Annotated in this window: 7 protein-coding genes and 1 pseudogene; 6 read left to right on the top strand and 2 right to left on the bottom strand. The window is 40.1% G+C overall.

The window, feature by feature from the left end; genetic code table 11:
• The first annotated feature begins 130 nt into the window (after positions 1–130).
• The 5 genes and pseudogenes from LHW48_08840 to LHW48_08820 all read left to right on the top strand — a co-directional run bounded on the left by LHW48_08840 (position 131) and on the right by LHW48_08820 (position 10,753).
• Positions 131–1,792, top strand: a pseudogene (locus LHW48_08840) (ABC transporter ATP-binding protein/permease).
• Between the two features lie 162 nt (positions 1,793–1,954).
• Positions 1,955–6,235, top strand: coding sequence for a sigma 54-interacting transcriptional regulator (locus LHW48_08835; protein MCB5260555.1), 4,281 nt, complete (start codon positions 1,955–1,957; stop codon positions 6,233–6,235).
• Entirely contained in the window at positions 6,232–9,054 is a 2,823-nt protein-coding gene (locus LHW48_08830; protein ID MCB5260554.1) for a DEAD/DEAH box helicase family protein, read from the top strand. Before LHW48_08835 ends, LHW48_08830 begins: the two co-directional genes overlap by 4 nt.
• Positions 9,051–9,977 carry a UDP-N-acetylmuramate dehydrogenase gene (murB, locus tag LHW48_08825; protein ID MCB5260553.1) on the top strand — a complete coding sequence of 309 codons (927 nt, stop codon included), beginning with the start codon at positions 9,051–9,053 and terminating at the stop codon, positions 9,975–9,977. Before LHW48_08830 ends, murB begins: the two co-directional genes overlap by 4 nt.
• On the top strand, positions 9,974–10,753 hold the full coding sequence (locus LHW48_08820) for an ABC transporter permease (GenBank protein MCB5260552.1): 780 nt from the start codon (positions 9,974–9,976) through the stop codon (positions 10,751–10,753). Before murB ends, LHW48_08820 begins: the two co-directional genes overlap by 4 nt.
• Here LHW48_08820 and LHW48_08815 read toward each other — a convergent pair whose 3' ends face one another.
• Both LHW48_08815 and LHW48_08810 read right to left on the bottom strand, forming a co-directional pair.
• Positions 10,754–11,440: a M48 family metallopeptidase gene (locus LHW48_08815; protein MCB5260551.1), complete on the bottom strand. Its 687-nt coding sequence runs from the start codon at positions 11,438–11,440 to the stop codon at positions 10,754–10,756. It lies immediately after the preceding gene.
• Positions 11,431–11,853, bottom strand: a complete 423-nt coding sequence (locus LHW48_08810) for an arsenate reductase ArsC (protein ID MCB5260550.1) — start codon at positions 11,851–11,853, stop codon at positions 11,431–11,433. Before LHW48_08810 ends, LHW48_08815 begins: the two co-directional genes overlap by 10 nt.
• 495 nt (positions 11,854–12,348) lie before the next feature.
• Between LHW48_08810 and LHW48_08805 the strand changes: the two genes are divergently transcribed.
• Positions 12,349–12,822 carry a hypothetical protein gene (locus LHW48_08805; GenBank protein ID MCB5260549.1) on the top strand — a complete coding sequence of 158 codons (474 nt, stop codon included), beginning with the start codon at positions 12,349–12,351 and terminating at the stop codon, positions 12,820–12,822.
• The last annotated feature ends 362 nt before the right edge of the window (positions 12,823–13,184 follow it).

Raw genomic sequence — 13,184 nt, 5'->3', positions numbered from 1 at the left:
GCAGAATATCCCAATTCTCTAAACACCTCTGCGATGAGCCCAGTTCAAGTATTGGAATTTATTGAAACGCAAATTCATGGAATACCCGTATAGCTCAAGCTAAAAACAGAAAATCGTATGAGAGGATAATATGTATAAGTATTTTTTGAATCCCTTGCTTTTTCTTGTAATCCTTTTAGTAGTACTGGACGCACTAGTGGCGGTATTACCCCAGCAGGCAATGGGCATGATTGTCGACACCATCACTATGAATCCCGCGGGTATCAAAACTTATGTGTTATATCCTCTCTACTTAAGCATTTTCGGTGATGCTGGCAGCACTACGAACATTCTTATCTTATTTCTCGTTATTTCCTTGCTTTCTTTATTAATATCAATGCTGCGAGGCTATTTTGTGAGTTTAAATGCCGAAAATATAATGCGAAATCTGCGGCAGAAACTCTTTTCCGGGCTCCTGCGGAGTAATTATACTTACTTAAGTAGCCTTAGCAGCGGTGAGAGCTCATTGCGTCAGATAAATGATGTGGAAAACATCAGAGGTCTTCTTGTTGCTCCGGTTAACGGCTTATTAGTGAATCTATTCGAAGTCCTATTTATGACATATTTGTGTTTCAGGATTTCCTCTCGGCTATCTTGGATAATGCTGATACCCGTTCCGTTGGTGATCTTTAATAGTTTTGTAATTGGCAATCGTCAGCTTCTTATAGCTTCACGCATCAGAGATCAGTTATCCCTATTAAGCAACACTGCTATTACGAGAATTAAGGGTTTCATGCTCTTCAAACTTTTTGCCAAAGAAGATGATGAAGAAATAGAATATCAGAACTCTTTGGACCAATACCTCCACTTGCAAAAATGCAGCTTTGGCACAACAATGATTCTCTTTCCTTTTACCAGTGGGATCAGAATTGTAAACACAATTGTTGTGCTCTTTGTAGGGATAGATGGAGTACAAACCGGCAATATTAGCGTTGGCGAGCTTCTCATCTTTATCCAATACATGGGCAGATTCTACTCTCCGTTTATTGGCATTGCGCGCTATTACAATGGCATTGCCACGTCCCTTGTATCTTATCGTAAAGTAGTAGTAACATTATCCGAAACAGATTTGAACAAAGAGTTTATTCAGTCCGGATCAAATATCGATGCGAAACTGGAACCCACAGACTTAATTCTCAGCTTTGAGGAAGTGGATTTTGATTATCAGGAAGAAAACGCTAAAGCTATGATGCTAAATAAGCTCAGTTTCAAGGTTCACAAAAAGGATAAGCTAGCTATTGTGGGAGAAAGCGGAAAAGGAAAAACTACAATATTGAACCTCATAATCGGATTGCTAAAGCCTAAGAGCGGAAGAATCCTTTTTTATGGCAAGGATGTACGAGAACTGGATAAAGCATACCTGCGTAGAAAGATAGGCTACCTGAGCCAAAATAGCATTCTCTACAGTATTCCTTTGATCGATAATCTTGATATGGCTCTCCGCAAAGCTCTCAAGAAGAGATAATTCAAGCTCTTAAAAGAGTAAATCTGAATTACATGAGCAATACTCAGGCCCTGTTTGCCATGCCTGGTGAAGGCGGTGAGATGCTTTCGGGAGGCGAGAAACAGCGAATTGCACTTGTGCGCTTGATGCTATGCGATCCAGATCTGATACTATTGGATGAACCTATTTCTAATCTGGATCATGAGAATGCAAAAAGCATTATGGATCTCATCTTTGAGCTTTTTGGGGAGAAGACAATTATTATAACTTCTCATCAGCCGTTGGCGATTGCTTATGCTCAAAAGGTAATTGAGATGTAAATTGCAGTATCGGTATAAAGTGACACCCCATGTTACACTTCTTACCTGTCAATGAAAAATGGGGGGAGCAAAAATATAGCTTTTTTACTTGACAGTATGTCAATTCTTTTTACAGTTGCACTGTCAACTAATTGGTTCAGGAGAAGAAAGAATGCCTGAAAAGCTGTATCAGAAGATGCACGAGTTTGTTTCGGAGCGATTTGATCTATCGCGAGTGTTGCGGCTTGTGCAAGAAAAAGATTGTAGTCATTTGCTTGAGATTACCGGTAAATCCGGTTCAGGGAAAAGTTACCTGATAATGCCCATCATCTCGTTTTTGCAAGAGACATATTCACATATTGAGTATTTTAGCCCTCATCCTTTATACTTCAACCATTTTTCCGAAATTTTGGGGATACTTACGGGCTTGGACGAAGAGGCTCAAAATGAGCTATATGAAGAGCACTTTTCCAAATTCCATACTACCAAGAAGTACGATTTTTTCTACTATATAACGGAACAGTTGCTAAAACGTGAGCTTTTGCAACCGATAGTATTGATTGTTGACGATTGTGATGTATTGGATTCGTATAGCAGAGATTTTTTGCAATATCTTGTGCAATATGCCTCCGAGATTGGAATTCAGATTATAGCTCTTTCGCAGAAGCGCTTATTTCCGTTTTCTGATGAAGAGAATTTGCCCAGTTTGGGAGCAGAAGATTTACAAAAGCTGTTAGGGAGCATCTTCCCTAGTGCAGGCTTGAGCTATATTTCCGAAGGAGAAATCTTACACAAGATATCTGGCGGCAATCTAATGATCCTGGAGCGGATATTTGCCGAGATGTCAGCTGTTAAAACCAAGCAAGGATTTGATCTAAGTCCCTATTTGGAAAAAACATACGATTCACATGAAGTATATTATCAAAACCTGCAAGATTTGAGTAAGAATCAAATTGAGTTATTGATGGCCATATACATTTTGGATGGGATGCATTTAGCTGATATTGCTGAAGTATTAGGGCGTAAGAGCTTGAAAGCAGATACCAAGATTTTGGAAAAAAGTGGTTTGCTTCGCATTGTGGAAGAAAGATGTGTGGTACAAAAGAAAAGTGCATTTGGTCTTTGGATAGAAGAAGATCCATCCCGTTTGCCAAATCAGCTCTCCCAAAAGATAATGGCGTATCTTAAAAAGCAGAATACACGGCATCAGGTTCTTTTGCGCTTGAATATCATGTCCGATACCTATAAAGCAGATTTGTTCAATACCAATTTGCATCGCTTTATTCTGATCTCGGATGCGCAGAGTTGCATATCTTTATACGATTACATTCTTCCCTTTGCCAAGAATTCCCAAGAAAAGCTTCGATTCACTTCTAAGCTTGCAGCTTGCCATGCCAGTATAGGGCAAAAAGACGAAGCTATAGATTATTACCGGCAGTGTTTACATATTTGCACAGAAAACAATCTTCCAGCCGAAGAGATAGTGTTTAATTTATCCAATACCCTGTTTGCCGTAAATTCTAACAGTTTTGCTTTGGAGATAATAAAAAAATACTCTCCCACAACTATAGATGCCTATTGGAAATCTCGGATTTTGCTGTTGAAAAGTGATATCCTTGCCGAGAGTGAAGATTTCAAGGAAGCGTTCGATACCTTGGATTTGGTTATGCAGACTATGAACAGCATCGATGATCAACAGAAAAGGCATTTGATCCAGGCTGAAGCCAAAAAGATACGCGGTAAGATCCACTATTACATTAATGAATGGGATCAATCTGAAGAAGCTTTTAAAGAAGCGGAAACATTGTATTCTTTGGTAGAAGATCACTCGGGATTAGCGGCAATAAATAATAACCTTGGGGTTTTATATATGTTTCAGGGTGAATGGGAAAAAAGTGAAAGCTATTTTCTAAAAAGCCTTGCTTTGGAAAAAGAACACTATAACCTAAATGGGATTTCCGTTTGTTTTAATAACTTGGGCGGGTTGATGGATGATAAGGGTGATGCCGCCAGATCGATCTACTACTTGGAAGAAGCTCTCAAGATTCAGCGTCTGCTTTCGGAACCATACAATATTACCAATATCTACAATAATATTGGGGTTACTATGATGGATCACGGAGAGTTTGACCGTGCAGAAGATGCACTTAAGAAATCTCTGGAGACCTCTATAAATTTTAATTTCTTTAGAAACATTGTGGCGTCTCTGAATAATTTGGGAGCGTTAAGCTTCAAAAAAGGCGATTGGAAGGATTCGATAGCTTACTATGAAAAAGCAATTAAGCTCTCGGAAGAAAATAGTTTTGGTGAAGGTTTGCTGAGGTCATTTAATAACTTGGGCGAAGTATACGAAAAAAGCAGTGAGCTAAATCTGGCTTACGATCTCTATTTCAAAGGATTGGAGCTTTTACCATCGGTTAGCGATGAATATATTAAGGCAGAGTTGTATGGCAATTTGGGATCTGTACTCACAAAATTGCATAAGTATAAGGATGCCTATCCATACTTGATGGAAAGCTTTGACTTCTTCAAGGCATTAGGTGCACGAGATAAGATAATTGAGGGTTGCCAAAATCAGGCTTACTATTTTATCATGACCCATAATGCCGAAAGCGCAGATTACTATTTGAATGAAGCTATGAAACTGGCAACTGAGCAGCAAAATGAGTTTGAAATAGGTTGGACATTCTATTTACGAGCACTTTTGGAGCGGAAGAATTTAGAGAATTGTAAGAAAAACTTGGAAGAAGCGATAAAACTTTTCGTTGCGATATCCAGTAATTACGAGCTTTCTTTGGCAAATTATGAATTGGCAGGAGTACTCTTCGATTTGCAGGAATGGGAGCCCGCGTTACAGATATTAAAAAACAATAAGAAAGTTATCCAAAATTATGGCTCTATAAAGCTCTTGGAGCAAAACGATATCCTTATGCAAAGAATCTCCCGCGAATTCTCTTCGCAAATGCAGGAGATTAAGTTTGAAGAAAATCTGCTGAACCAGTTTTATGAGATTACCCAAAAACTGAATACGATTACAGATCTGGATCTGATTATAGATCAATCGCTAAATAGCTTGATTGAGATATCGGAAGCAGATGGAGGAATGCTTTGTTTGCACAATAGCACGAGCTTGCCAGATGCTTGGGAATTTAAGATATTTAGGAATTTCTCGGCAGAAGATAAGGATTACGATCTCTTTATGAATCTTTGTGCTGAGGTTCACCAGGAAAATAAAGTTCAGAACTACAAACAACCCCATTTTGCTTCTGCATATAACAATATTCTTTTGATCCCGCTTTCTATCCGCAATAACAATTTGGGAGCGGTTTTACTATATTGTAAGAGCGGTTCCCATTATTTTAGTGAACGCATAATTAATCTGCTAAATGCGCTATCGAATCAGATTATTGTTATTATCGAGAACATCCGTGGCGCCAATCTGGAAAAAACTCATGCCATCATTCGGGAACAACTAAATGAAGGGAATTTATATGCCAATATAATTGGTAAGAGCCCGGAAATGCTGAAGATATTTGAGATTGTTGAAAAGGTAAAGGATACTCCCACTACTGTATTGTTAGAGGGCGATAGCGGCACAGGGAAAGAGTTAATTGCCAGAGCATTGCATTACAGTAGTAACAGAGCCAATAAAGCTTTTGTTGCCCAATATTGTGGAGCATTACCCGAGACTCTTTTAGAAAGTGAATTGTTTGGACACGTTAAAGGCAGTTTTACAGGTGCTGCATACGACAAAAAGGGGCTGTTTGAGATAGCCGATGGGGGTACTTTCTTCTTGGATGAGATCTCAGATATTAGCCAATCTACTCAAGCCAAGCTGTTACGATTCTTGCAGGAAGGCGAAATAAAGCGGGTTGGTTCTACTAAAACAGAAAAAGTGAATGTACGAGTAGTATGCGCAACCAACGTACCGCTTCTAGAGAAAGTAAATAGAGGTGATTTTCGTTTGGACTTGTACTATCGCTTGAATGTAATTCGCATTCAAGTGCCACCGCTAAAAAACAGACCCGGAGATACTCCGCTTTTAGCTATACATTTCTTGGATAAATATAACAAACGCATAGGCAAGAATGTACTTGGCTTTACCGAAGAAGCAATGAAAACTCTAGAAAACTATGAGTTCCCTGGTAATGTAAGACAGTTAGAAAACGAAATCGAACGCGCAGTAACCTTAGCTGAAGATAATACATTCATTCATTCATCCGATTTCTCTGAGGAAGTATTTCGCTTCAAAGAACATAATAAAACCATAGATCTTTTAAGCAGAAAAAAGAACCTCAAGGATGCAGTTGAGGAATTGGAGCGGGAAATGATACTTACTTGTATGGTAAAATACGACTGGAATCAAACTCAGGCAGCTAAAGATCTGGGTTTATCACGACAGGGGCTGATTAAAAAACTGCAGCGCTACAATTTATTTCGAGATGAAGGATGATATTTTCTGAAGGCCTTAATTTTACTGCGCTAGATATTGAAACTACCGGGCTTTCAGAGCGGAACAACGAAATTATTCAAATAGCTGCAATTCGCTTTCGAAACGGTAAAGTAGATAAGATATTTAACAGCTTCGTAAAACCCAAAGATGAGGTACCCAATTTTATCGTGTTTTTAACTCATATAAGCATGAAGGAATTGGAAAATGCCCCAGACATCGAGCTTGTTTTACGGAAACTGGGAGATTTTGTCGGTAAAGATATTATTGTAGGGCACAATATATCCTTTGACATGGGTTTCATCAACTATAACTTTGGCAAAATCGGAGAATTTCCACTTAATAATTCAACATGGGATACAGCTGAATTAAGTAGAGTGTATCTGCCTTTTACGACAAATCACAAATTGGGTACCGTGCTCAACCATTTTCATATTCCTCTGGATAATGCCCATAGAGCAGATGCTGATGCTATGGCAACCGGAAAATTGCTTCTTGCTTTGGCAGATTACGCTAGCTTAAAGTTCAGCATGCTGGTAAATGCTCGTTTGCAAGGTTTTGCTGTGATGGCACAAAGCCCCAGCCAAACCTTTTTCGAGGAAATAGTTCGCTTTCAACGCTCAACCGCACTTTCAGCTCCTCCCAGTGCCCAACTTAAAAGCCCCTACTACAACATTATTGATAACAGTTTGCCTGCAACCAAAGATCCCCAAATTGAAGAAGTGTTTTCGCAAGATGGCTTATTTGCACATCGATTTCCCAATTTTGAGTTTCGTTTGGGTCAGCTGCAAATGGCAAAAGCAGTATCAGATGCCTTCAAAAACGAGGAACACCTTGTAGTAGAAGCAGGAACTGGAGTAGGAAAGTCTTTTGCTTATCTGGTGCCCTCAATTGAGTTTTCATGCCAAAACAGAGCTAAGGTAGTTGTTTCCACAAACACCAAGAACTTGCAGGAACAGCTTTTCTATAAAGACCTTCCTCAATTAGCTCAGATTTTGCCGGTACCGTTCAAGGCGGTTCTTATAAAGGGCAGAGAAAATTATATTTGTGAACGGCGTTGGGAAGAGCTGATTAGCCAAAGTGCCAAAGAATTGAACAATTGGGATGCCCAAGCCTTGATGTATCTGTATATATGGAAGTTGCAAACCATTACTGGCGATATCTCCGAGAATTCGTCTTTCGATAGAAGCAGATACAATATTACATGGCGTAAGATTTGTTCAGATCGCTACTTATGCGGGAATCGAAAATGCCAGCATTTTCGTAGATGCCATGTTATGACTTTGCGCCGTGAAATTGAGACAGCATCTGTAGTTGTCGCAAACCACGCTCTGCTTTTGGCAGATATGCGCATGGAAAATAGCAGTTTGGGAGAATACAACTATCTGGTAATAGATGAAGCTCATAATTTGATGGCTTCTGCTTCAAAACATCTAGGTGCTTCAATTTCCTATGCCGATGTGATTATTCTGATAAATCAAATAGCGGGTTCTTCCCGAAGGCACAGTAAGAGTTTTTTGGCTACATTGGAAAAGGCATTGATTAAAAGCCCGATATCTGAAGCGAAAAGGGAACAGAGCCTAAGTACCCTGAAACACTTAGAAGATGTAATTGATGTAGTGCGAAAACCCATTTTAGACATCTTCAACTTGGCTTCTGCCATGTGCACAGCAGCAGATTCCTACAATAAAATGCGCATTAAAAGCAAAGATGATGCCAAAGATCTTTTTTCCCTTCTCGAAAAGTTCTGCCTTCTATTCAAGGATGTTTTAAAATCTGCTCAAGCCTTGGAAAATGTGATTAGCGCACTGGAGAGTAAACAAGTAGCTGGTTACGATCAACATTTTGAGGCAATAAGTGCATATATAATGCGTCTATCGGAAATGGAAGGAGTATTATTGAGCATAAGCCAGCCGGATTTGGATGATTATGCCCTCTGGATTGAGAATAATCCTCGCCCAGACCGTAATGTCCCGGCTGCTGTGTTTAACTATGCGCCAATCGAAGTAAATGTTTTCTTAAAACGGCTAATGTATTCTCAAGTGCCTTCAATAATTTTCACTTCTGCCACTTTAGCGCTTAGAGGATCATTTCGCTATTTCCTAAACCAATCCGGACTTAGTTTGTTGGAAGATAAAAAAGTAGTAGAGCGCATTGTGGAGTCTCCTTTTGATTACAATCAACAGTCCAAATTGCTTATCACAAGCTTTCTTCCGGAACCCAAGGATAGATTCTTTCCGCATCAGGCAATCTCTTGCCTCAAACAAATTTTTCAAATGGTTGATGTGGGCACAATGGCATTATTTACGGCATATCGAGATCTAGACTTTGTTTTTGATGAGCTTGCAGACGAAATGTATCATGCCCAACGGCCATTTTTTGCACAGGGTAAAGGCAGTAGCCGCAGCAGCATCTTGGAAGAATTTAAAAAGACCAACAATGCCATTCTTTTGGGAACCTCGTCTTTTTGGGAAGGAGTGGATGTTCAAGGCGATTCGCTTTCTTTACTAATCTTATACAAAATACCTTTTCAAGTCCCTTCCGAACCTTTGGTAGAAGCATATATAGATAAACTGGAACGAGAGAACAAGGATTCATTTATGCACTATATGCTGCCGAATGCTTTGCTCAGGATTCGTCAAGGTTTTGGGCGTTTAATACGCTCTAAGAGTGATAGAGGCATTGTATTAATTATGGATAGCAGAGTTAGTCATAAGCGTTATGGCTCTTACTTCAAAGCCATTCTACCTGGCAAGCACATTGAATTGAAGGATGAGATGCAGCTAATTACAGAAATAACAAGGTTTTTTAGTATAATATGAATGAATTATGTAAGCAATTTGAGAGTATGATGGCAGGGGGCAGATTACTCCAAGATGAACCTCTGGCACCATATAGTAGTTTCAAGATCGGCGGTCCGGCAGATGTGTTAGCAAAACCAGAAAGCCAAAAAGAACTTATAAATCTTTTAATATACTCAATTCGGCACAATATCCCTTGGTTTGTTTTAGGTAAGGGGACTAATTTGCTAATTGCAGATAAAGGGATTCGGGGTCTGGTAATTAGCATGGAAGGCTTTAAAAAGATTAGCAAAGACGAAAATTATGTATCTGCCTATGCGGGAGTATCGTTGAAGGACCTTTGTTATTTTTGTCAAAAAGAAGGGCTCTCCGGTTTGGAATTTGCCTGTGGCATACCCGGCTCAGTAGGTGGAGCTGTGTTTATGAATGCCGGTGCTTATGAGGGGGAAATCAAAGACGTATTGTATTGCAGCAAATGTATTAGTCCAACCTTAGCTAATTTAGAAAGCAGCAATCCAATTTTGCATCTTAAGCAAATTGAGCATGAGTTTAGTTATCGCCACAGCGCTTTGCAAAGCTTGGGCTTAATTCATTTGAGTTCAGTATTCAAGCTAGTGTATGCCAATCCTCAAGAGATTTGGACAAAAATGGAAAGCTTGGACAAAAAGCGAAATGAGAAACAACCGATGGATCTGCCCAGTGCCGGATCTGTATTTAAGCGTCCGCTTGGGCATTTTACCGGAAAGTTGGTTGATGAATGCGGTTTAAGAGGTTTCCGTATAGGTGATGCTGCCATCTCAGACAAACATTGCGGTTTTATTGTCAATCTAGGTAAAGCAACAGCTCAGGATGTATTGAATCTAATCGACCATGTAAAAAGAACTGTATATGATAGGTTTAAGGTGAATCTGGAAACAGAAATCCGGATGGTAGGGGAGATGTGAAAAGCAAGCTTTACCCCATATTGTTTCTTGTAGTACTCATTATTTTTTGGCAATACATCAGCGCTAAGGCTGTGATTGCCTTTTGGATAGTTCCTTCGCCCAAATCTGTGCTGGAAGTGTTTATCCAAAACCACAATCTCATTTGGCACCATCTAAAACCTACTCTTAGCGCAGCATTAACAGGGCTGATAATTAGTGTTGCAATAGGCTCTGTTACAGCACTTGCAATGGATATTTCAAAGCTTTTTCGTCAGATTATCTATCCATATTTGGTAATTTCACAAACGGTACCAATCATTGCAGTGGCACCACTTATCATTATCTGGTTTGGTTATGGCATTTCAGCGAAAATTTTTACAGTAGTACTGGTATGTTTTTTCCCTATTGCATTGGGTTTGTTTGAGGGGTTTCAGCAGGTGCAAGTGGATCAGATTCGTTTGATGAAGGCGATGGGGGCATCCGCATACAAGACTTTTCGCTATCTCAAACTGCCAGCAAGCTTACCGGGTTTCTTTACTGGGTTGAAGCTTGCCGCTACATACAGCGTGATGGGTGCCGTTATTGGTGAATGGTTGGGCGGTTCTGCGGGATTAGGTATCTACATGACTAGAGCTACAAAATCCTTCCACACAGCCCATGTTTTTGCCGTGATAATAGTGATAATAGCTCTCTCTATGCTACTATTCGGGTTAGTTGCGCTACTGGATAGGATGTTTCTTTCATGGCGATACCAGAATCAGGATGAATACATAGAGCCCCCCAAAAAACTGCTATAGTTAATTGGGGCTATATATAGATAATCTGAAACCATTTTGCTTTAACCAATCCTTGTGTTCTTTATGCAAGGGATCTAAACTGCTAAGTAGAGCATAGAAATCGTAGGAGTGATTGGGTTGAAGCAAATGACAGAGTTCATGCATGATGATATAATCTTGAATCTCTTGAGGGGCGAGAATCAGATATTTACTGAGACTTACGTTGCCTTCTAAGGAACAAGAGCCCCACTTTGAAGTAGTCCAGCGCAATGATATCTTTTTGGGTTTAAAATCATACTGATCAGCAAGTTGTCGGCATCTAATCCGCAGCCATTCCGCTCTGGCATTATAAAAATCTTTTAGTACTGTGGGAGTTTGTTTCTGGAATTCTTTATCGATACAAAGCACTTGTTTATCTTCCTGAAAGCGCCATAAGTATGCTTGTTCGGTGAACATGAGACTAATCTCGCCACCCATATACAGAATTTTATATCCGGAAATATAATCTACACGGTTATCGCGCTCTGCTGCTTGTTTGAGCAATGCATGGATCTTTTGTTGATTCAGAGTTAGAATCTCCCGGATTTTCTCGTGGCTGGCGGTTTGTGGTGCTTTAACGATTAAAGCATTACCGTTTATTGCCTTTATCGATAGAGTTTTACGCCTGCTGGTACGCTTTACAGTTATAGTTATATTGCTTAGTGGCATTGCTCTTGTAAATGCTGTAATAGTCTCGAAATTAATTCATCACGAACTTTGCGAAATCCTTGCATGCCTTCGTCGAAGGTTTTAGCGCCATAACGCACAGGGTCTTCAAAGTTCATGTGGATACGGGGAATAGGTTTGTAAAAAGAGGGACAATTCTCTTTGGCGTTGTCGCAAACCGTGACTATCAAATCCAGATCCTCAGATTCCCAAAATTCTGAGATAGATTTGCTCCGTAAGCTTTCTACATCGATTCCCATCTCTTGCAATGCTTGAATAGCGTAAGGATGAACATGTGAGGGATGAGTTCCAGCGGAGTAGGCTTGCCAAGTTCCTTTCAGAAAATGGTTTATAAGTGCTTCAGCCATAATGCTTCGGCAGGAATTTCCACTGCAAATTATCAATACTTTCTTCATCCATCTCTTTTCCTATGTTCTACATTAATTGGTCAAGTAGATTCTTAGCATAAGAACAAATCGGAGTTATTTTCTACTACTACACCATGCTCATGCAAAGAAAAAGCATCCTAAAAAAAGATTTATATTCTCACCCAAATCTTCAAATCGGTATCACTTGTCACGGTGATCGTATCAGTTTGTCAAGCAGAGAGATAGATAAGGCTGGCTTTGGACGTTTCTAGACGTATTTGTTTCACGATTACTGTAAATTTATGCTGATACCTAGCTGGTTTCGGTTCAACAGATTTTTGAGAGAGTTCATCAGATTTGCCAAGGCTTTTATTGTCACAGTGGTTCAGAAAGACGATGAAATGCCGAAAATGCTGACAGAAGAGGGTGATGCATTTGAGGTCACCTTGTACTCATCCATATAGAGTGAATACAATCTGAGCCCGAGAATTTGGTGATAAAGGGAAAAACCGTTTCCCGTGATGCTTAGTACAGATGAAATCTATGATGCGCTGCCAATTAATGCCCGAATGCGAATTGTGGTTCACCGGATTGGATGAGATCGCTCAGCAGAGCTATGATCCCAAGAAAGTGAGCCTGAAGCTGGATTATGAGCCCTGGGAAGAAATTGATGATCTGAAACTGGCTAAGGACGGATATGAGGCAACGAAGATCTACATCAGCTATGAAGGGGTTAAAGGCAGCGAGGAATGCAAGCCCTTGAGTATGTATAATGGGTTTTGCCGCATACTCAACGAGAATAAGGAGTGCCGCATCCGCCCCGCGGAAAAGAAGCTGCTGATCAAATTGGCCTTCTATCAGGGTAATGCGACGAAGCTCAAAGATATCTTAGCTAAGAGCAATGCTGATTGTGTAACTCGTTTGAACACGATGTACAACGCGATTTTCCAAGTGACAGGGCGATCTAACTTCGTCGATAGGTATAAATGGGGTATTGAAGGTAAAGCTGGATTATAAGCGCCCTAAGAGCTATTGAGGGAGGATGGGTGAAGGCACTCTGCTCACCAACTGAGTTCCATAGTAAGCTTATCTCAGATAGCATCATGCCTCTCATGCCCAGGCCCAGAGTGCCATCGGCACGCTATTTCAGATAGCATACGATTGTCACACAATGAATTAAGTGCCATCGGCACGGCATTTTAGATAGCATGATGCCTTCACTCAACCCCATTTTAGTTCTTTAGGAACGGCATTTTAGATAGCCTCTAATCCTCCGGTTCCGCAAACAAATATTTCTCATCGTATTTGACTCTGTACTTGCCCAAAAGAGCTTCATATTCGGCGATAAACCGCTTGTTTCCGTGATGTTCTTCTTGTTT

The sequence above is a fragment of the Candidatus Cloacimonadota bacterium genome (assembly GCA_020532355.1).
GTDB lineage: Bacteria > Cloacimonadota > Cloacimonadia > Cloacimonadales > Cloacimonadaceae > UBA5456.
The sequence above is the reverse complement of the archived record's forward strand: the minus strand, read 5'-3'. Positions and strand labels throughout refer to the sequence as shown.